Source organism: Paenibacillus qinlingensis (assembly GCF_031455095.1).
Classification (GTDB): domain Bacteria; phylum Bacillota; class Bacilli; order Paenibacillales; family NBRC-103111; genus Paenibacillus_E; species Paenibacillus_E qinlingensis_A.
Genome location: NZ_JAVDSB010000009.1, coordinates 202,165 through 224,257, shown reverse-complemented (window position 1 = coordinate 224,257; position 22,093 = coordinate 202,165). Strand labels below are relative to the sequence as shown.

Sequence of the window (22,093 nt, the reverse complement as noted above, 5' to 3'; positions counted from 1 at the left end):
TCCCACTGATGGGACAGCCTGTTCATTCAACGTTTTAAAACCTCAACTAACCACGGATACGCCTGACTCCCATTAACTTGATGAACACCCTCATAGAGATGAACACCCAAATGTTCACTAGCATTAACTTCCGCATACACTTGTTCCAAATACGAGACGGCCGTTTCCACAGTTTCTATAGGAAATATAGGATCCTGTTTACCCGAAGCAATGAACAAGGGACGCGGAGCAAGCAAGCCAATCAATTCAGGAAGCTCTGCGTAGTCAAGCGCACCAGGTAGATAGTTATCAATACAATGTCGCACCGCCATAATGCTACCTTTAAATGTATTGGTGAACGCACATAGAACCGTAGCTCGAATGCGTTCATCCAAAGCGGCCGTATAGGCAGCAAGCAGCCCGCCCCCCGAGAACCCGAAGCAGCCGATTCGACTTGCATCTACGTCTTCACGCGACACCATATAATCAAGCGCCCGAATTGCTTCTTGCACACGCAGTCCAGCCAACGAAAAGCCATAAAGGATAAGATGGGAGGCAAGCGTCTGACAAGACGAATTGCCGACTTGCCCGTCACGTTGATCACCTTCCAATCGCCGGTCACCGAACCCAATAATTTCCGGAACGACGACGATGAAGCCACGTCTCACCATTTCCAACGCATAATTACCATGAACATCCGCTGCACCTGTATGCGCAGTGCCATCAGCTCGCAAACCAACGATCTGTCTGCTGCCAAAGCCATGCCCATGCAAGGCGAGTACGGCGGGCAATCTCCCCACCGCTCCCTTCGGCAGCAACACATAACAAGGTACCCGGAAACCCCATAACGTACCAAATTCGACCCGTTCACGAACGTGATCCTCAAGCACCACACGTTCAAGAAGAACAGGACGAAGCTCGTCCTGCCCTTCCATTGGTACTGATAATGAACTCGCCAAACGCTTTTTCATTTGGTCCTTCGTCAGTTCTGCCCATTCAGCACGCTGCTGCTCACGCTTCAATGCGAAGGAACGATAGAGATTCTCCATGCTAGCATCTGGATTCCACATCGTTCATTCCTCCGTCAAATCTTAAAATTTAACGAGCTTATCTACAGCAACTGGTTGCCCGGTTCGAAGTGAGATATTGCCAGCAATCCCGGTTAGAATGGACATTGCCCCATCTACATGTGAAGCCGCACGTTTGAATCGGTCATCCGATGGCTTATCGAAGATATCTTTCAACAATACAGGATCTCCGCCACCGTGACCGCCGACTCCTTCTTCAATCTCTACTTGATAAGGTGCTGCGAACATTGGGAATACGGTAATGGTTTTACCTTCCAACGCACCCTCATCTGCTTTTTCTCCACCAGCGTTCACGTAGGACTTCTCAACAACTTTCATTTCAATACGGCCTTTGCTGCCATTGATATTCACACTGAAACCTTCCCAAGGCAAATACGCGTTCAAGGAATACGTGAGGATTGCTTTATTTTTATAACGCACCATCACACCCATCGTATCTTCAATGGAGATCCCGTCGCCAAACACGCTTTGATCACGTTGATAACCATCTTCATGCTCAGCATCCAAATACAAGCCCTTCAGATTCGGATTGCTGTCTAAATGCAGGGCAAAAGGATCTTCTTTCGCATAGGCGTTCCCCGTCGCACGTTGGTAAAACTTCGTTTCTCCACGCTTCTCAGCATTCGCTTTCCCGTAGAACATCAAATCGCCCATGGCGAAAACCGTCTCCGGCTGTGTCCCTAACCAGAAGTTCACTAGATCAAAGTGATGCGTTGACTTATGCACAAGCAAGCCGCCGCCATTGCGCTTATCGCGATGCCATCTGCGGAAGTAATCTGCACCATGTTGGGTATTTAACAACCATTCAAAATGCACAGAGTGCACATCGCCAATTGTTCCGTCCATAATGAGCTCACGAATTTTCGTATTGTGCGGAGCGTACCGGTAGTTAAATGTTACACGAAGCTGTTTGCCTGTCCGTTTAATCGCATCCAGAATTTCTTGGCATTTCTCTTCGTCAACGGTCATTGGCTTTTCTGAAATAACGTCACAACCAAGCTCCATCGCTCTGATAATGTACGTATGATGTGTACGGTCTACCGTTGTAACGATGATCGTATCTGGTTTTTCTTGACGAATCATTCCTTCGAATTGGTCCGCCTTGTACGTAGGAACAGCATGATATTCATATTTATTAGCTAGTAAACCGTTCGTGAAATTCATCCGTGTTTGGTTAATATCACAAATAGCTACAAGCTCTGATGTATCTCGAAAATCCTTTACCATGGAGCCATAGAAGAATTCAGCTCTTCCTCCAGTACCTACAATCGCATAACGTGTTTTAGTCATCCGTAATCATGCCCCTCTCATTTAAGTACCCTTACATGTCATACTGCAAGATTAATACAATATTTGTTGTGTTTCTAATCAAATATTACTTAATCACTTCATTTCCTTGCATATATTGCTATTCAAAGGGATGTGGTAAAATAGAAAGCAGATTCCGATTCAGAGAGGTGTCCACGTTGATTTTTTACGAGATTGAAAGACTGCGCAGAGAGCAATCCTACTCGATGCCATTGAATCATTTTCATGATCATTATGAAATTTATTATTTACTTAGCGGTAAGCGTTACTATTTCATTCAGGATCGCTCTTATTTGATGCAAGAGGGTGATCTCGTATTTATCGATAAAAATAAATTACACAAAACGATCGACGCCAACTCGCTTCCGCATGAACGTATCTTATTGAGCTTTAACGACAATTGGGTGCCTGCCAAGGATCCTGATTATCAGGAGACGGCACTCGCTCCCTTTCGGCAAAAACATATTATCTTTTCGCTGTCAGGCGCCAATCGAACACTTGTTGAGAACCTGCTATTTAGCCTAATGCGCGAGCAGCAGCAAGCACAGAAAGGTTGGGAACTGAATAGTAAAGCACTGCTCACACAGTTGCTCGTCTTCTGCGCGCGGCTCATTGATCAGCAAGGTCCAACGGAAGAGCATCCACAGGCTCATAATCCTAAAATATTCGAGATTGTCTCCCATATTAATGAGCATTTTCAAGAGCGACTTAGTCTAGCGACGATTTCAAAAAAATTCCATATTAGTCCCAGTTATTTCTGCCGTTCCTTCAAGGAAACAACGGGATTCTCCTTCGTTGAATACTTGAACAATATTCGCATACGAGAAGCGCAGCGGCTGCTAAGGGAAACGAAGTTAAAGGTTATTCACATTGCCGAACAGTCCGGGTTCGATAGTGTTGCCCACTTCGGACGCGTATTCAAGCAAGTTACTTCGCAAACTCCTCTGGAATGTCGGAAAATGATGCATCTCGGGCTGTAATCAATTGACGGTACGCCGTCGGTGTCATCTTTTTCAGGGCTTTGAACGTTTTGATAAAATAACTTGGACTTTCAAAACCGACCTCACTTGCGACATCAATAATGAGGATCTTCGGATTTTCTAGACACTTCATCGCCTTCTCGACTCGATACAAGTTGAGATATCCGATAGGTGTCTTTTTGACGATGGCTTTGAAAAACCGGCAGAAATGACCTTCACTCATTGAAATGATAGAAGCAAGCTCTGGAATGAGAAGACGTTCTCGGTAATGCTCATGCATATGCTGGAGCACCGGCTTGATACGCTCAATTTTGCTAGCTTGCATGGAGCTGCGCGGCAAATCCGAGGACTGTTCACTATGTGGCAGCAATAAGGCAAATATAGCAAGCAAATCCGCTTTTATTTTCAGCTCATACCCATACGGCGTCTCTTCATATTGCTTGATAATGTCCGTGAGCAGTGTAAGGACGTCTTGTTCCCAGTTCACTTTTGAACGGAAAATGCCCGGCAGAATCAATCGTTGTTCAAGCCAAGGTTGCATGTATTTCCTTTGGATCACATCATAAGCGCTGCTGCAGAGAAGCTGAGGATCGAAGACAATCGCATGAAAATAAGCAGGTTCTTCATTTGAAGGATAACAGGCATGCAGCTGCCCGCTTGGAATGAGCACCCCTTCCCCCTGGAGCAGCTCTAGGTTGATGGAGCCGATATGAAAGGATGCACTTCCTTGTGTCATATAGATGAATTCAATTTCTTCATGCCAATGATAGTTGAAGAAAACATCATTTACTTTTTCCACACGGTACACACTCAGCGGAAACATGAGATCGCCATGATTTCGATCCTCATGCAAGGATTCTAGATTCATTGCCGTATGACTCCTTTGATCAAAATTGTTATATCACGATATCAACATTATGCAAGACAAATATATCATACTCCCAGTATGATTTTGCTAAGGAAGATTTCATTGTATCAATATCGTTATATATTTCGGTTACAAGGAGATGGCACTAGTGAAATTTAGTGATGGTCAATGGATGACTCGCAAGGAGTACCAGATTATTAGTCCTGTTGAAGTACATGATACCTACACAACCGATCATTCTCTTACCCTATTTGGACCACCGAAGCCAATTACCAATCGTTCAGGCGAGTTAGATACCCCATTAATTGAAGTTAAATTGTCCTCTCCGATTAAGGATGTCATTCGCGTTCAGATTTTTCATCATAAAGGTAAAAAACAAGTAGGACCCCATTTCGCAATTAATACCGATCCTGAGCTCGCCGTCCACATCGAAGCCAATAAGCAGGAAGCCAGCTTGACTAGCGGCAGCTTGCGCGTAAGCATTCGTAGAGACCAGCCTTGGCATCTACAATTCGATTATGAGGGGCGCAAACTCACTTCCAGCGGCTTCAAGAACATCGGCTACGTGATCTCAGAAAACGCCACCACCTATGTCCGCGATCAGCTTGATCTTGGTGTTGGTGAGTATGTTTACGGGCTTGGCGAGCGATTTACTTCATTTGTCAAAAACGGACAGAGCGTTGATATTTGGAACCGTGATGGCGGGACCAACTCTGAGCAGTCCTATAAAAATATTCCATTTTATATAACGAATAAAGGTTATGGTGTTTTCGTTAATCATCCTGAGAACGTTTCCTTTGAGGTTGCTTCTGAGAAAGTTTCGAAGGTGCAATTCAGTGTGGAAGGGGAGTCCTTGGACTATTTCCTCATTGGTGGGGCCAATTTGAAAGAAGTCCTTGGTAATTACACGACGTTAACGGGAAAGCCAGCCTTGCCACCTGCCTGGACATTCGGACTCTGGTTAACTACTTCCTTCACGACGAATTACGACGAGTCAACGGTTACTAGCTTCATTGATGGGATGGCTGAGCGGGAATTGCCACTGCATGTCTTCCACTTTGATTGCTTCTGGATGCGCGAATTCCATTGGTGTGATTTTGAGTGGGATACACGTATTTTTCCCGAACCTGAGAAGATGCTGCAGCGCCTCAAAAACAAGGGTTTGAAAATTTGCGTATGGATTAATCCGTATATCGCACAGCGTTCTCCTATGTTTAGTGAGGGCATGGAAGCCGGCTATCTCCTGAAGCGACCTAACGGTGATGTATGGCAATGGGATATGTGGCAGCCAGGGATGGGTATCGTGGATTTTACGAATCCTGCCGCGTGCGAATGGTATGCCGAGAAGCTGCGGAGGCTGGTAGATATGGGGGTTGACTCCTTCAAAACTGACTTTGGCGAACGCATTCCGACCGATGTCGTTTATCACGATGGATCCGATCCTATTAAAATGCATAACTACTACACGCAGCTCTATAACGAAGTCGTCTTCCATGTGCTGGAAGAAAAGCTTGGCAAGGGAGAAGCTGCTTTGTTCGCTCGATCCGCAACCGCTGGCGGCCAGCAGTTCCCCGTACATTGGGGAGGAGACTGTACAGCCACCTACGAATCAATGGCAGAAAGTTTGCGAGGCGGATTGTCTCTAGGGCTCTCTGGCTTCGGATTCTGGAGCCATGATATCGGAGGCTTTGAAAGCACTTCAAGTGCAGACTTATACAAACGTTGGGCCGCATTTGGACTGCTATCCAGCCACAGCCGTCTGCATGGCAGCCGCTCGTACCGAGTTCCGTGGATGTACGATGACGAAGCTGTGGATGTATTGCGATTCTTTACAAAGCTTAAGAGTACATTGATGCCTTATATTTTCCAAACGGCTGTAGATGCCTCCAAGCTTGGCTTGCCATTGATGCGTGCCATGGTACTAGAATTCGCCAATGATCCAACCTGCGATTATCTGGATCGACAATATATGATTGGCGACTCACTTCTCGTTGCGCCGATCTTCGATGAATCTGGTATTGTCAGCTACTATCTGCCAGCCGGCACATGGACTCATTTCTTAACCGGCAAGCGTGTCGAAGGAAATCGTTGGTTCAAGGAGCATCATGATTATCTGAGCATCCCTTTATGGGTAAGAGCTAACACGCTATTGGCAGTTGGAACAGTGGAGGAGAAACCCGACTACGATTATACAGCTCACAGAGAGTTCCACCTTTTTGAGTTGGAAGACGGACAACTTGCAACTTCTCGTGTGTATCATCCGACGACGAAGGCTGAGTCTATACTTACAGTTGCGCGCAGGGGAAATGTCCTTCTAGTTGAGGCATCTGGTGATGCCGCCTTGAGCGACCATGCATGGAGCATCGTGCTTAGAGGCGTCTCCTCGACACCAGTGGTGGAGAATGGCACCGTTGCTACACATGCATTCGGCGTGCGAATTACTGCTGACGATGCGGGGGCCGCGGTTCGTATAACAACCTGCTAAGGCATCGTTTGCTTACCAGTCCCCTCCTACACCACCGCAGCGGTGACAAATGCAATGAGAAACACGGCTGCTCCGTCCTCTGAAAGTTAGAATCGAAAAAAAGATGCGAATCTGCATCCTTTTCCGCTATAGAAGTCGCGGTCTATTAGGAAAGATGCGAATATGCATCTTTTTCCACCGCATTTCTCCTTTTTATGGAGTATAGGTAAAAAAGGATGTATTTTCACAGCAATTCCTCGAAAACCGGTCTAATCTCCTTAAAAAGATGTATTTTTGCAGTTCTCGCTCAATTTCGAGATGGAGATGCTTCATGGGATATGCACAAAAAAACCTCCGTGCGAGCTCACGCTCACACGAAGGTTTTTCATTTAGAATCCGAAATATTGTTTGGCATTGTTGTAAGAAATACCTTGAACCAATTGCTTCAACAATTGCTCGTCATTCGGGAACTCGCCAGCTTCGACCCATTCACCGAACATATTACATAGAATGCGGCGGAAATAATCATGGCGCGTGTAGGACAAAAAGCTGCGCGAGTCTGTCAACATACCTACGAAGCGACCAAGCAGACCGAAGTTGCCTAGCGACTTCATTTGGGAAATCATGCCGTCACGCGTATCATTGAACCACCATGCTGCGCCCAATTGGATTTTTCCTGCGATGCCGCCACCTTGGAAACTGCCCATCAAGGAAGCGAGAATTTCATTATCCCGCGCATTCAAGGAGTACAGAATTGTTCTAGGCAGCGAATCCGCTACAGCCAGGGATGACAACAAGCCAGTCAATGCGCTTGCTACTGGGCTGTCACCGATGGAATCAAAGCCCGTATCGGGACCTAGCTTAGCAAATGCCTGTCCATTGTTGTTTCTAGAAGCATTAATATGGTATTGCATCGCCCAATCCAGCTTCTTGTAGATGCCTCCTAGGAATAATAGCGTGTAGGCTTTATATTTCTTCTCATCTTCTAAGCTAACAGGCTGACCAGCAAGTCCAGCAGCGAAGATCGCGTCAACTTCTTCTTTCGTCGCAACTGCGAAAGGCACGTAGTCTAGTGCGTGGTCAGAAACTTTACAGCCAACGGAATCAAAGAACACCGCGCGGCTTTCCAAGCCTGCTAGCAAATCATCATAAGTACGAATCGTTGTTCCTGTCGCTGCTGCCAATTGCGCAATCCACGGAAGGAATGTAGCGCGATTGATTTCTAACGCCTTATCCGGGCGGTAGGAAGGCAATACTTGCGTATCGAAGCCTTCGATATCTTTGATTTTGATGTGGTATTCCAAGGAATCCACAGGATCATCTGTTGTACAAATGACCGTTACTTTGGAGTTTGTGATCAAGTCCCTAGCGCGCGATCCACCTTCAGCCAGCTTCGCATTCACTTTTTCCCAAATCACTGGTGCATTCTGTTCATTAATCAGATCGTACACACCGAAATAGGTTTGAAGCTCCATATGGGACCAGTGGTACAATGGATTACCTATCGCCATAGGCAACGTGGAAGCCCAAGCGACAAAGCGATCATAATCACTGGCTTCACCAGTAATTTTGGACTCTTCGATGCCGTTGGCACGCATCATCCGCCATTTGTAGTGGTCGCCATATAACCAAGCTTCTGTAATGTTATTGAACTGTTTATTTTCATAAATTTCCTTAGGACTTAAATGGCAGTGATAATCGATAATCGGTAATTCTTTGGCATATTCATGAAAAAGATGTACTGCGGTTTCATTCGTAAGTAAGAAATTCTCATCTAAAAACGTTTTCATAAAGCGATTTCCACCCTTCTCAAGCTGAATGATCTGCCCTCTATATTAGCAAAAGAATGGCTTAGAAATCTTGTGATTTCGTGCTTTTATTTCATAAAATATGCATATATTGACCTCAACTAAAAAGCCCCCACGCGTTATGGGAGCAGTGTGCCTACATTCGAATTCGTTTCAATTTCCTCTGGGATCGCTTCCGTTGCACCTGGCACATGGCGTGCCTTAAAATTTATTAGCTCAGAAGAGGTAATACTGATTTGAACCTGACCAGGCAGCGTATGCGCTCGGATGAGGATAGGCTGATTATAATCATTTCGAAAACTAAAATCAGGCCCGCCCCAATTGACTGTCGCATCTCTTCCATGTGGCACATAAGGTACAGATCGGCTGTGTGAATACCTTTCAATAATGGTAAGGCCAGCACGGTCTACGGCATTAAACAGGGTGGACGAGATTTGACAGATGCCTCCGCCAATCCCCTCTGAGAATTCCCCTCTAACAATCACCTTGGCCGGCATATAGCCCCTGTTAGGTGTTCGAACACCGACTACACGATTAAAAGAGAACGTCTCATTCGGCTGCACGACGTAATTGTTAATGGCTTGCGAGGCTAGTTTGAGATTCGTTACACGATGCGTATTCCGTGAATTAAAATAGGTAACATAATAGCCGATTGGACGGACGCGAATGCTGGCAAGCAATTCACTATCTACTTTGGGATACATCGTTTGAAGCGGCAGCTCCACCTTCATCGGCCCTTCTGCATAGAATTGCTCATAAAACTGATTGAGAAAAGCACGACGATTCAGTCTTACGCCCGCGACTTCTTTCACAATGCCCCCACCATCATTAATGGTGGCATTAATGGGCTTGCGATAAATCGATTTATCAATCTGCTCCGCAAGACGGTCTAATTTTTGCGTATTAACCATAGGCACATCGAGAAGATGCAGGGTATAAGGCTCTCTCTGGATCTGGGCCATCCGTCCACCGTCTGAATTCTCCGATAGTTGAAATGTCATTTCTTTGGGCTGGGCAAGCAGCAGCAGGCCCAATAGCCATTCATAGCGCATGAACGCAATTCACCTCCTGCACCTAGTGTAAACAATTGTAAAAATTCCATTCAATAACAACCTCGAATATGTCCTCACCCAAACGGTAAAATTTATTTGACAGTCGACGAGTAGAGCGATAAACTTCAAGCAAGACAGAGAAAAAGGAGGATGACTCGAATGAATTTCGAACAAAATCTCGAGAAATATGCGGAGCTAACAGTTAGCGTTGCTCTCAACATTCAATCCGGTCAATCGCTTTGGATTAACGCACCGATTCAGCACCCTGAGTTCGTACGACTCATTTCCCGAAAAGCTTATGAAGCCGGTGCTAAGCATGTACATATTGAATGGCAGGATGAAATCTGCACTCAAATTCGCTATACCCATGCACCGGAGGACTCCTTCAACGAGTATCCAACATGGCGCGCGCAAGCCCTAACCGAATTGGCGGAGAACAATGGCGCTTACTTATGGATCGATGCCGATAATCCTGAGCTGCTTAAGGATGTCGAACCCTCTCGCATTGCTGCGAATGCCAAAGCCGCAGGTCCTAAGCTAGTCAAATGGCGTGAATACATGTCCTCTTATAAGATGACATGGTCCATCATCGCAGCCCCTTCTCTAGCCTGGGCACAGAAAGTATTCCCTGATCTAGAAGATCAAGCAGCTGTGAGTGCTTTATGGGATGCGATCTTTGAAGCTACTCGCGTGGATCAAGCAGATCCCGTTCAAACGTGGCGAGATCACAATGCGACACTTCGAAGCAAACGGGAACAATTGAATGAGAAGCAGTTCCATAAAATTCATTACCGTGCCCCAGGCACAGAGCTGACGGTTGAACTTCCACCACAGCACATTTGGCGAGGGGGATCTGCGACGAACGAAACCGGCGATTTCGAGTTCAACCCGAACATCCCGACAGAGGAAGTGTTCATTTCTCCTAATCGTTTAGGCACGAACGGAACCGTTCGCAGCTCTAAGCCGCTGAGCTATCAAGGAAGTTTGATCGATAACTTCTCGATCACCTTCGAGCAAGGCCGCGTCACACACTACACCGCGGAGCAAGGTTTTGAATCGCTGCAAGCGATGATCGAAATGGATGAAGGCGCGCACTTTCTCGGCGAAATCGCGCTAGTTCCTCATGTGTCCCCCATTTCAAACACTAATTTAATCTTTTTCAATACGCTCTATGATGAAAATGCGTCAAACCATTTGGCCCTTGGCAGAGCCTTCCCTACGTGTATCGAAGGCGGCACGAAGATGACCAAAGAAGAGCAGCTGCAAGCTGGATTGAATGACAGCCTCATTCATGTTGACTTCATGATCGGCTCCGCCGATATGGATATTGACGGCGAACACGCAGACGGAACCATCGAACCCATCTTCCGCAAGGGAAGCTGGGCATTCTAATACAAAAAAGGCTCAGATTGTAGTTAACCAACTACGATCTGGGCCTTTTGAATTAGACTAGGCTATTCTTTATAATCTCAACTTTACGAATGCGATTCGTGTCTCGCTCCCGCACAATGAAAGTCAAATCTTGATACTGCCATTCTTCACCGATTTGTAACTCTGAATTTGTGCTGTACAGCCATCCACCAATTGAATCCACGTTCTCGTCTTGAATGTCCATACCCAACCTAGCATTTAACTCGATAATCAAGGCGTTGCCATCAACGAGATAGTGCCCTTCGGCTAACTTATCAATCTCTTTCCGCTCATCTTTATCAAATTCATCCCGAATCTCGCCAACAATTTCCTCTAAGATATCTTCAATCGTAATCAATCCAGACGTCCCGCCGTATTCATCGAGGAGCAACGCAATATGTACTTGTTCACGCTGCATCTTCTTCAGCAGGGCTTTCACGGGCATTCCTTCCGGAACCGTCATGATCGGTTGAAGTAATCCTTTGAAATTAAAATCCGGATTGGAAAAATAACTTAAGAAGACTTGCTTCGTATTTACGAACCCGATGATATGATCTTTGCTCTCTTTGGCAACTGGAAAACGCGTGTATTGCTCTTTGGTGATAATCTCCATGTTCTCTTCAAGTGATTTATCTGCGTATAGACAGATCATATCCGTCCTTGGGACCATGATTTCCCGTGCTAACAATTCATCAAAAGAGAAGATTCGATTCACATAACTATATTCTGTTTTATTAATTTTCCCACTCATCAGGCTATCTGATAAAATAATTCGAATTTCCTCTTCGGAATGGGCTTCTTCGTGTTCGCTTGCGGGCTTGACGCCAAATATTTTGACCAGCTGAGTCGCTGAACCATTTAAAATCCAGATGAATGGGTACATAATTTTATAGAAAAAGATAATTAACGGAGCTGTAAATATAGAAATAGCTTCCGCTTTCTGAATAGCTAACGTTTTGGGAGCTAGTTCACCTAGCACAACATGAATATATGTAATGGATAAAAAGGCAATACCGAAAGATAGGATATGTGAGAGTGTTTCACCTAGGCCAAGTCCTTCGAACAAGGGACCTAGCAGTTTCTCGACTGTGGGCTCTCCCAACCAACCAAGACCTAATGCTGTAATCGTAATACCGAGCTGACACGCTGACAAATATCCATCCAAATTGGACGTAACCGTTTGAACAGCCCCTGCATTTTTCTTGCCTTCAAGAACCATTTGATCGACACGACTTGGTCGAATTCGAATAACTGCAAATTCTGTCGCGACAAAAAAAGCGGTAAGCACAATCAATACTACGATTAAAAATAAATTGATAAACATAATAACCTTCTTTCGGAGATTTAGATTTACATCTATTATTTTAACTTTGTTGTATGAACTTATCAATATTTGCGAAAAGTGATAAAAAGGATGCCACAAATGAACAAAGAAAGTCTAGCCTCATATAGTAATATAGGATACTTGCTATCCGTTTGGGAATGAGAGTCAAAGGAACGCAAACTCAGGAAATAGTGTCTAATCCGCCAATCAAAAAGGAGTTGATCCGATGAGTATCAAACCGAACATCGCTGCAATCAGTGTTAACTTTGATCTGGGAGCAGGTCGCCGCGGAGCAAGCCATGGACCTAAGGCTATTATGGAAGCAGGACTATTTCATGAGTTACAGCAATTAGGCTATACCATTGATCATGCTGCTGATCTTCGTCTCCCGAACGACACAGCGGCTCCTTTAGATGCTCAAATAGATTCTCACAACCTCAAATATTTCGCTGAAGTTATAGAAATCAATACCCAGCTTGCTGATCAGGTTTCTCGGGTTGTCGGTCAGGGGGCTTTCCCACTCATTATCGGTGGAGATCATAGCATTGCCATTGGTACAATTGGAGGGTTATCCAGCCATTATGCCAACTTAGGCGTGATCTGGATAGATGCCCATTCGGATTTAAATACGCCGGATACAAGTCCTTCAGGGAATATACACGGCATGTCACTTGCGGTCAGCATGGGAATCGGGCATCCTTTGTTAACCGACATTAAGGGGAAGAATCCCAAGGTGAAACCGGAACATATCGTGCTCATTGGGGCGCGCTCACTTGATGAAGGTGAAAAGAAACTTATACGCTCGCTGGGAATCAAATGTTTTACCATGTACGATATTGACCGCAAAGGCATGGCCCATGTTATGCAAGAAGCCATTGACTATCTACAAAACAAAACAGATGGCGTTCATCTCAGCTACGACGTGGACTCCGTTGACCCCATTGAAGCGCCAGGGACGGGCACTGCCGTCAAAGGCGGGCTTCATTTCCGCGAAGCGCATCTCGCCGTCGAGATGCTGCATGAGGCAGGCATCGTAACTTCTGCCGAGTTTGTGGAGGTCAATCCGTTGCTGGATGACAGCAACAAGACGTCACAACTGGCCGTAAGCCTCATCAGCTCTTTGTTCGGCGAGCAAATCCTATAGGCTGGATGCGCAAATACCCCCACTCTAGGTAATAGAGATGGGGGTATTGTTCGTCACGCTCTGATATTAATCTGCTGGCCGAAGCAGTCTATCACCGGCTATACCAGGCGTAGTCATTTGAATCGGATTGAGAATTTCTTCAATCTCCTCTGGTGTGAGAAGACCTTTCTCTAGGATCAGCTCCTTCAAGGTATAGCCCGTACGAACCGCTTCTTTCACAAGCTGCGCGGCGACCTCGTAGCCTAGATGCGGGTTGAGCGCTGTAACAATGCCGAAGCTTTGCTCCACATAATTCTTGCATCGCTCGCGGTCAGCTTCTAAACCTTCAATAGCGAAGCGCTCAAACACGCTGGCTGCGTTCCGCAATATTTTAAGAGACTGCAACAGATTGAAAGCTAAGACTGGCCCCATGACATTGAGCTCGAATTGCCCTGCTTCACAAGCTAGACAGATCGTATGGTCATTCCCAATGACTTGGAACGCCACTTGGTTCACGACTTCCGGCATCACCGGATTTACTTTGCCCGGCATGATCGAAGAGCCTGGCTGTCTAGGCGGCAGCTTCAATTCCCCTAGTCCTGCACGAGGTCCAGAAGCCATCATGCGAATATCGTTACAAATTTTCGATAGGTTCACTGCACAAACTTTCAGGGAAGCAGACAACTCCGTGTAAGCATCCATATTCTGAGTTCCGTCTACTAGATGCTCCGAGATTTCAACTGGAATTCCGACAGCACCTTTTAGATGAAACATGACTCGTTCTACGTATTCAGGCTTCGCATTAAGCCCTGTACCAACGGCGGTAGCCCCCATATTGACGATCAACAATCCCCGCATCGCCTGCTTAATTCGATTGATATCACGCATCAGCACTCTTGCGTAGGCGCCAAATTCTTGTCCCATCCGAATAGGAACGGCGTCCTGTAGGTGGGTTCGGCCCATTTTGATCACATCATCAAACTCAATTTCTTTCCTAGCAAACGCGCTCTGCAAAGAGCTTAATGCCTCGATTAATTGCTCAGAAAGACGGTATGCAGCTATTTTGATCGCGGTTGGAATGACATCATTCGTCGATTGCGACATGTTCACATGATTGTTTGGGTTACAGTGAAAATAACTCCCCTTTTGCTCACCCAACACCTCTAAAGCACGATTAGCCAGCACTTCGTTCATATTCATATTAATGGAAGTACCTGCTCCGCCTTGAATGGAATCGACGATAAACTCCTCAACGAGACTGCCCTTGCTTACTTCCTCAGCCGCTTGTACTAAGGCTTCACCTATCTTCTTAGGCAGCATATGAGTATCCATGTTCGCAAGCGCGGCTGCACGCTTCACTTCGGCTAACGCCGTAATGAGTTCCGTATGAATCGTAACACCTGTAATCGGGAAATTCTCAATTGCTCTCATCGTTTGAATGCCGTAGTAGGCATGAGAAGGGACTTGCTTTTCACCTAAAAAGTCTTTCTCAATGCGAAAAGTCATCGGAACCATCCTTTACCACATCATATTTCATTCCCTAAGCTTTCATGGAACCCATCGTGGCATCTAGCCCACTATCGTGGTTATTTTTTGCTTAAAAGTCAGGGATATGCACGGTCAGGCTAATTTGAATCGCCTCACCTCATTACCAATTATATACTTAGGATGTCATCCTACGCTAATACTAGAATACAATGTAGTACACCTGTAGAAGCTAGGAACTCATGAAAGGGAGGAATTCACATGGCTACTCAAAGCTCCTCTATCATTGAACAAACAGAGAAATATGGTGCACGTAATTACCATCCACTCCCGCTAGTTATTTCTAAGGCCGAAGGCGTCTGGGTTGAAGATCCGGAAGGAAGCCGCTATATGGACATGTTGAGCGCTTATTCTGCCTTGAATCAGGGGCATCGCCATCCGCATATCGTAAACGCATTATTGGAACAAGCAGGAAAGGTGACCCTAACCTCAAGAGCCTTTCATAGCGAAACGCTCGGCATGTTCTATGAGAAATTAGCCCAATATACAAGTAAACCCATGATTTTACCTATGAATACAGGGGCAGAAGCGGTTGAAACTGCCATTAAAGCCATTCGGCGCTGGGGCTATGATGTCAAGGGAATACCCGCTGATCAAGCTGAGATCATTGTATGCGCAGGCAACTTCCATGGTCGAACTGTGACCATCACGTCATTTTCCTCTTCACCGGAATATCAACGAGGTTTCGGTCCCTTCACGCCTGGCTTCCGGATCATTCCATACGGCGATGTTGAGGCGCTGCGTGATGCAATTGGACCGCATACAGCGGGGTTTATGGTGGAGCCCATTCAAGGCGAAGCTGGGATTGTCATTCCACCAGAGGGCTACTTGCGCGAATGTTATGAGCTGTGCACGGCGAATCGGGTATTGTTTGTTGCGGACGAAATCCAGACAGGATTCGGCCGCACCGGCCGCCGCTTTGCCAGCGACTGGGAAGGCGTCACGCCGAACCTGTATGTCTTGGGCAAAGCCCTAGGCGGCGGTGTGTTCCCGATCTCGGCTGTGGCCGGAGATCGGGAGGTTCTAGGGCTGTTCGAGCCAAGCTCGCATGGCTCGACGTTCGGCGGGAACCCACTCGGCTGCGCCGTGGGGATCGCCGCTCTTGAGGTGCTCGAATCCGAAAAGCTCGCAGAGCGTTCGGATGAACTTGGGGCTTATTTCCTGAAGCGGCTTCAGGAAATCAAATCGCCGCAGATCGCCGAGATTCGCGGCCGCGGTTTGTTTATCGGCATTGATCTAACCGTTGCGGCACGCCCATTCTGCGAAGCATTGAAGGAGAAAGGGCTGCTATGCAAGGAAACACATGAGCATATCATCCGTTTGGCGCCACCCCTGATCATTACGAAGGATGAGTTGGATTGGGCTTGGCAGCATCTTTATGATGTGTTGCAGGAAACTCAATAACGAGAAAAAACCGGCTGCTCCGTCCTGGGAAAGCCAGAATCTAAAAAAAGATGCGAAAATGCATCTTTTTCCACTAGAGAAGCCGCGGTCTATTAGGAAAGATGTGAAAATACATCTTTTTCCACCTCATACCCCCTTTTTATGGAATATCGGTAAAAAAGGATGTATTTTCGCAGCAATTCTTCGGTAAAGGGTCTATTTCCCTTAAAAAAGATGTATTTTTGCAGTTTTCTACTCATATCGAGATGCTTAATGGAAACCAAATAAGGGGTAAGCTTCGCTTACCCCTTCAACATATAAATTCTTATATGTGTAGTTACTCCTTCACAAACACGAGCTCCTTGAATTGCTGCGAAATATGGAAATTGACCTTCCCTGTAGGTGACCAAGCCGAATAGTGACGGACGCCTTCACGATCATCATCGATCCGAAACACATTCCAATGCCAAACCGTTCCCGGTTCCGGCACGCCGACATCTTCCAAGTCGGCAAATGGTATCTCGGCTTCATAAATGAGCCAGCCTTCCTCCGTCCCTGGCGTGACCTTGGCCTGAAATCCGTTAGCAGTCCATGATCTATCCACGTCTATTTTTCCTTGTAATGAGTTATGAATGAGTGCATCGAATAAGACGCCTCGCGGGCTGATCTCGAATTCATAATATGTCGTGCCGCCGCCAAATGGATCAATAAATACTTCTACGACGTCTTCCTCGTAAAGTGAATCGTCACGGCTCGTCATCGTTGCAACGATATGATCATCTTGACATTCATAACGGATATGCAGCGCTTCCTTCGTCCAGCAGGCACGAAACCGTGTTTCTAGCCGCGGAGCTTCCGCGGTCACCACATCTCGCAGATAACCTACCGGGGACGAGGGCCAATCCCATTGACGAACATTTTCCACAAAACCACACTCATACTTCATTCTCGTTATCTCAACCTCACTTCGCTTACCAGATTCAAGTCTTATATACGATATTAATATCAAACTCTTTCGAAAGAAAGCTTGAAATTTGATCGCGAGATTCCGACTTCACATCTTTGAGCCAAGAGGCATCCAGGCGCTCTATCACTTCTATACGTAAATCTTCATACTTCCCCTTCGCCTTCTCTGTTTCGCGCGCACGATTCGAGGTGTAGAGAAATAAAGAAATACAAGCGAGCAACAAGCCGCATAATAATTTATTCGCTATGATCAACTCCAAGATGAGCAAGGCATTCCCGCCTGAACGGACAATGACTTGTCGATACAACAAATAGATGACAAACAGAAGGATACCACCCGTTAGGATGGATAGGATGGGCTGCATTTTTTTCATTCTGTCCCATTTCACTTTTCTTTCTTGCAACTCTTTTAACAAGACTTCGGTGTCATCACTCACATTAATCGTAGGTCCAAGCACAGCATCTCCCCCTCATATTTCATGCTATGCTTGTCTATTCCTTTTCTTTACAAAAAAAAAGACCAAGAGCATCACTCTTCACGCTTCGCTGAAGATGCTCTTGATCATAACCTCTTATTTTAGAAGAAATAACTTCAATAATTTCGTTTAGAAGCGTTTCTTTCCTACAAGAAACTTTTTGTTTCCTTTTTTAGATGTTACAGGCACGTGTTTGTAGCTACGCACCATTTGTGTTTTACAAAGCGGGCATGTCGGTAAAGCTTCCGTCACGAATTCTTTGCGAACCCAAGCTTTACATTCTGTGGCTTTACATTTCCAAATCTCAATCTGTTCAACTTCTGGCTTCTGTTCTTCTTCCGTTACAATACTCGTTGATGTAGACATTTCAATTATGTGCTCCCTGCTTCGTAGATTAGACTACTTATTATTATACAGATTGGATCGAATATCAAGTCTTTCCCGTGTTCAAAACTATTTACCAATGGTAGAATAGACAAAGCGATTGCAATTTAGACACAAAATACAAAGGCAGGAATATCGCATGACCACTTTACTACGCGAATGGAAGCAGCAACTGCAAGGCTATAGCCGGAATATTAAGCTGTTCTTCTGGTTTAATTTTGTTTGGAACTTAGGGATCAGCATGTTCGGCCTCGTATACAACTTATATGTTCGTAGTCTAGGTTACGAGCAAACCATGGTCGGCAGCCTGGTAGGCATGACCGCGCTCGCCGCGGCTATCATTTTGATCCCAGCGGGTATTATGAACGATCGCTTCGGACCGAAGCGTATCATATCCTTCGGACTTCTTTTTACAATTGCCGCCCTCACCGCACGTTCCCTCATTGAATTGGAAGAAGGGATGATGATTTCAGCCTTCTTAGGCGGTATGGCGCTAGCAGTCGTTTCAGCTACCATTCTACCATTTTTGGCTAATAACTCCTCCCCGCAGCAACGGGTGCATTTATTCAGTCTCAATATGGCGCTGGTTATGCTAGCCAATGTCATTGGCATCTCGCTCGGAGGCGTGCTGTGTGATTTCTTTCAATTTATGATTGGTGTAGATGAGGTTCACAGCCTTCGTTATACCCTTTTAATTGGTGTCGCCATTGCCGCACTTGGCGTCTTGCCAATGTCCATGTTTGGGAAAAGCGATCAAGAAGAAGCAACACCAGCGCGTGAATCGTTAAACTGGAAGCAAACGTGGCGCGAACACAAGACATCGATCCAGGTCATTAGCATTTTTTGCTTACTTGGCTTACTTTCTTCGCTAGGTGGCGGGATGATCGTTCCCTATTTGAACGTATACTTTGAGGATCGCTTTGAAGCGTCCAAATCCGCCATTGGGATTGTCGTGGCATTGGGACAAGCTGCTACAGGCGTCGCTTTCCTCATTGGACCGATGATTGCTAAGCGTTATGGGGAAGTCAAATCAGTTGTTTATTTGCAGCTAAGTTCCATCCCTTTTCTACTACTTACTGCGTTCTCGGCAAATTTCTACTTATCTTCTGGTGGTTATTTATTCCGTCAAGCACTGATGAATGCGGCGAATCCTTTCTATAATTCAATCAAAATGAGTTATGTACATCGCTCACTTCGCGGATTAGCATCGAGTTCAGGGGAAGCTGTTTTTAATCTCGGGTGGTTTATTGCTTCTCCAATTAGTACAGGCCTCGTCTTCCGATATGGCAGTTATTTCGGTTATGCCTACGCCTTTTGTATTACAGCGGTCGTCTATTCTGTCATTTCCTATTTATTTTATTTCTTCTTTGGGAAACAACGATTTAAGACCCTTGAATAATTCAACATAACTTGCACTTTTCCATCGTTGACTTAGGCGATGGGAAGGAAATACAATAGAATGAGAGCGCATTCATACTTGAATCTTCCTTCTTCAATGGAATTCTCATACTAGGAGGCCCTGCCTATGCGAAATAAAATCATTTTTAATGGACAGAGCATCGTCTTAACGTGGTTAATCTCATATGCCGTCATCCTTCTACTGCCAGTAGCCGTAGGCTTATTATTGTACGTAGAATCCAGCCGTACACTAAAGGAAGAAATTCAACAAGCGAATGATTCCTTATTAAAACAAGTACGAGAAGTGATGGACAACCAGTTCAAAGCCATGGAGCAGCTTAATTTCGAAATTACATGGAATGTGAACATACAAGAGCTCCTCTACTCCAACAAATATGAAACGTTCCCCAAGGATCTTCCTTATGATGTTTATCAAATTGCCAAGAGCCTTTCTTTATACAAAACCTCCTATCCGTTAATTGACTCTTTTTATATCTATTTAAACAAAGACCAGACTGTCATACTACCTACCACCGCTCGCTCCGTTCCATTTGCGTACCAAACCTTGCACATGAGTGATGATTTCCCTTTCTCCTCCTGGCAATCGATTATGACACGCAATAATTTCAAGGGATTTATTCCTATGTACCGCATCGGCGATGATAATGTGCTTAGGAAAACAGTTGCTTATGTCAGTACTTATCCCGTGGAACACGATCAACCGCTCGCCACCAACGTCATTATGGTTGATCAGACGCGTATTCTAGGGGCCATTCAAAATACGGAACTATTTAATCAAGGCCATGTACTCATTCTTAATGATCAAAATCAAGTACTCGCTTCAAGTTCATCGAGCACGATGCCTGCTGATTTTCCGTATAAGGATTTAGATAAGACTTCTAATTTTTATTTCAAAAGCAGCGATGGTGCAGAATACGAAGTCTTTAATATTCAATCACCGCGTTCCAAATTAAAATATATTTCCATCGTACCGAGCCAAATCTATTGGCAGAAGGCCTCGCACGTTCGTAACCTGACCTATTTAAGCATGATGATCAGTTTACTAGGTGGAGGGATACTCACAATCTTTTTCTTACGTCGAAATTACAATCCTGTTCGTCGCTTGGTTCATGCTTTTTCTAAGAAACAGGTGCTTGAGTCTGGTAAAACCTATAATGAATTTCATTTCATTCAACAAGCGGTAGACAGCACGTTAATCGAAATGGCCGATTTCAAAAGCAAAATGGAACAGCATCGACATATCCTGCGATCTCATTTTGTAGAAAAGCTGCTTAGGGGTAAACTCGATGGGAAAATTCCCATCGCTGAAGCGCTAACCACGTTTGATATGAAGCTGGATCGCAAAGAGTTTGCTGTCATGCTGTTTGTCATCGATAAGAGTGAGGCCTTTTTCGAGCGAATCACGCACACATCAGAAGCCGATAAGCGGAAGCTGCTCCAATTTATTGTAAGTAATGTCGTCGAAGAATTAGTGGCTCAGCGGCACCGCGGCTATGCAGCCGAAATCGATGATACGCTAGCCTGTTTAGTGAATATGACGATGGCTGACAACGAGAGCTCCAAAGAAGAGCTGATTCGTATCGCGGATGAGGCACAAACGTTCCTTTCAACCACCTATGATATCCATCTGACGATCGCTATCAGCAGCAGTTATATGCATATCGGGTCTGCACCGCAAGCTTTCTTGGAAGCACTCGACGCGATGACCTACAAGCTCGTTATGGGCGATAACGAAATTCTTGCTTATAACGATCTCCACACGTATACACATTACGATAATTCTTCTGGTTATTACTACCCGATGCAGGTTGAACAGCAATTGCTGAATGCTTTGAAATTCGGGGAGCTTATGGAAGCTAGACAACTGCTTAGCGAGATTATTCAGAAAAACTTTGAAGGTGCTGGCATCTCCGTTTCCCTCACGAAATGTCTCATGCTAGGTATCGTCACAACGATTATGAAAAGTATCAATGATACTGGCGGTATCCAGGAAAGCTTCTTCATCCGTAATCCAAAGCAGTTAGATCGTCTGCTGAACAGCAAAACGGTGCAAGAGATGGAACTGCTGCTTGGTGACATGTTCGCCCAAATCTGTGCTTTTACTTCCGCTAAACGATTGCATGCGAACTCGTTGACCAAACAAAAAGCACTGCAGCAGCTCGTCGAGCAAGTCAATACGTACATTGAACATAACTATACCGATGTCAATTTGAATGTGACGATGATTGGCAATCATTTTGACCGGAAAGCGACCTATTTATCCAAGCTATTCAAAGACTATGTTGGCGAAGGATTGCTCGATCGAATCAATAAAGTGAGGATTGAGAAGTCCAAACAACTGTTAAAAGGGAACGAGCAAACCGTTGGAGATGCGGCATATGGCGTAGGGTTTAATGATATTAATGCTTTTATACGCGTATTTAAAAAAGTAGAGGGCATTACACCAGGTAAATATAAAGAAATGCTGGAGAAATAAGGCATGATGGGGTGGCTGCGGGCTGCCCCTTTTGCATTCA

At 45.4% G+C, this 22,093-nt stretch carries 17 protein-coding genes; 7 read left to right on the top strand and 10 right to left on the bottom strand.

Going from position 1 to position 22,093, the window contains the following annotated elements:
• Positions 1-26: 26 nt before the first annotated feature.
• Positions 27-1,049 (bottom strand): dienelactone hydrolase family protein, encoded by a 1,023-nt coding sequence (locus tag J2736_RS22025; protein ID WP_310500750.1) that lies wholly within the window; start codon positions 1,047-1,049, stop codon positions 27-29.
• A 21-nt stretch (positions 1,050-1,070) separates the two neighbouring features.
• Positions 1,071-2,357: a Gfo/Idh/MocA family oxidoreductase gene (locus J2736_RS22020; RefSeq protein ID WP_310500749.1), complete on the bottom strand. Its 1,287-nt coding sequence runs from the start codon at positions 2,355-2,357 to the stop codon at positions 1,071-1,073.
• 167 nt (positions 2,358-2,524) lie between these two features.
• Between J2736_RS22020 and J2736_RS22015 the strand changes: the two genes are divergently transcribed.
• On the top strand, positions 2,525-3,355 hold the full coding sequence (locus tag J2736_RS22015; RefSeq protein WP_310500748.1) for an AraC family transcriptional regulator: 831 nt from the start codon (positions 2,525-2,527) through the stop codon (positions 3,353-3,355).
• On the opposite strand, the gene J2736_RS22010 is transcribed toward J2736_RS22015, so the two are convergent.
• The gene (locus J2736_RS22010) at positions 3,303-4,223 is read right to left on the bottom strand and encodes an AraC family transcriptional regulator (RefSeq protein ID WP_310500747.1); all 921 of its coding nucleotides are present in this window, start codon (positions 4,221-4,223) and stop codon (positions 3,303-3,305) included. The two genes, J2736_RS22015 and J2736_RS22010, sit on opposite strands and share 53 nt — an antisense overlap.
• Before the next feature lie 148 nt (positions 4,224-4,371).
• On the opposite strand from J2736_RS22010, the gene yicI reads away from it, so the two are divergent.
• Entirely contained in the window at positions 4,372-6,708 is a 2,337-nt protein-coding gene (yicI, locus tag J2736_RS22005; RefSeq protein ID WP_310500746.1) for an alpha-xylosidase, read from the top strand.
• Positions 6,709-7,076: 368 nt separating this feature from the next.
• Here yicI and uxaC read toward each other — a convergent pair whose 3' ends face one another.
• Both uxaC and J2736_RS21995 read right to left on the bottom strand, forming a co-directional pair.
• A complete protein-coding gene (uxaC, locus tag J2736_RS22000; protein WP_310500745.1) occupies positions 7,077-8,477 on the bottom strand; it encodes a glucuronate isomerase in 1,401 nt (466 codons plus the stop codon).
• Between the two features lie 137 nt (positions 8,478-8,614).
• A complete protein-coding gene (locus tag J2736_RS21995) occupies positions 8,615-9,547 on the bottom strand; it encodes a VanW family protein (protein WP_310500744.1) in 933 nt (310 codons plus the stop codon).
• 159 nt (positions 9,548-9,706) lie between these two features.
• Here J2736_RS21995 and J2736_RS21990 point away from each other — a divergent pair, with 159 nt between their 5' ends.
• Positions 9,707-10,939: an aminopeptidase gene (locus tag J2736_RS21990; protein ID WP_310500743.1), complete on the top strand. Its 1,233-nt coding sequence runs from the start codon at positions 9,707-9,709 to the stop codon at positions 10,937-10,939.
• Positions 10,940-10,991: 52 nt separating this feature from the next.
• Here J2736_RS21990 and J2736_RS21985 read toward each other — a convergent pair whose 3' ends face one another.
• Positions 10,992-12,281 carry a hemolysin family protein gene (locus J2736_RS21985; RefSeq protein WP_310500742.1) on the bottom strand — a complete coding sequence of 430 codons (1,290 nt, stop codon included), beginning with the start codon at positions 12,279-12,281 and terminating at the stop codon, positions 10,992-10,994.
• Between the two features lie 226 nt (positions 12,282-12,507).
• Between J2736_RS21985 and rocF the strand changes: the two genes are divergently transcribed.
• A complete protein-coding gene (gene rocF, locus J2736_RS21980; protein ID WP_310500741.1) occupies positions 12,508-13,425 on the top strand; it encodes an arginase in 918 nt (305 codons plus the stop codon).
• A 66-nt stretch (positions 13,426-13,491) separates the two neighbouring features.
• Here rocF and J2736_RS21975 read toward each other — a convergent pair whose 3' ends face one another.
• Positions 13,492-14,919 (bottom strand): aspartate ammonia-lyase, encoded by a 1,428-nt coding sequence (locus tag J2736_RS21975; protein WP_310500740.1) that lies wholly within the window; start codon positions 14,917-14,919, stop codon positions 13,492-13,494.
• Positions 14,920-15,150: 231 nt separating this feature from the next.
• Here J2736_RS21975 and J2736_RS21970 point away from each other — a divergent pair, with 231 nt between their 5' ends.
• Positions 15,151-16,353, top strand: a complete 1,203-nt coding sequence (locus J2736_RS21970; RefSeq protein WP_310500739.1) for an ornithine--oxo-acid transaminase — start codon at positions 15,151-15,153, stop codon at positions 16,351-16,353.
• A 316-nt stretch (positions 16,354-16,669) separates the two neighbouring features.
• Here J2736_RS21970 and J2736_RS21965 read toward each other — a convergent pair whose 3' ends face one another.
• From J2736_RS21965 to J2736_RS21955, 3 genes are all read right to left on the bottom strand, one after another.
• Positions 16,670-17,278 (bottom strand): carbohydrate-binding family 9-like protein, encoded by a 609-nt coding sequence (locus J2736_RS21965; protein ID WP_310500738.1) that lies wholly within the window; start codon positions 17,276-17,278, stop codon positions 16,670-16,672.
• A gap of 34 nt (positions 17,279-17,312) precedes the next feature.
• On the bottom strand, positions 17,313-17,756 hold the full coding sequence (locus J2736_RS21960; RefSeq protein ID WP_310500737.1) for a DUF2663 family protein: 444 nt from the start codon (positions 17,754-17,756) through the stop codon (positions 17,313-17,315).
• A gap of 147 nt (positions 17,757-17,903) precedes the next feature.
• Positions 17,904-18,140, bottom strand: coding sequence for a cold-inducible protein YdjO-related protein (locus J2736_RS21955; protein WP_310500736.1), 237 nt, complete (start codon positions 18,138-18,140; stop codon positions 17,904-17,906).
• A 157-nt stretch (positions 18,141-18,297) separates the two neighbouring features.
• On the opposite strand from J2736_RS21955, the gene J2736_RS21950 reads away from it, so the two are divergent.
• Positions 18,298-19,557 (top strand): MFS transporter, encoded by a 1,260-nt coding sequence (locus tag J2736_RS21950; RefSeq protein WP_310500735.1) that lies wholly within the window; start codon positions 18,298-18,300, stop codon positions 19,555-19,557.
• A gap of 126 nt (positions 19,558-19,683) precedes the next feature.
• Positions 19,684-22,053 (top strand): helix-turn-helix domain-containing protein, encoded by a 2,370-nt coding sequence (locus J2736_RS21945; protein ID WP_310500734.1) that lies wholly within the window; start codon positions 19,684-19,686, stop codon positions 22,051-22,053.
• Positions 22,054-22,093: the final 40 nt, after the last annotated feature.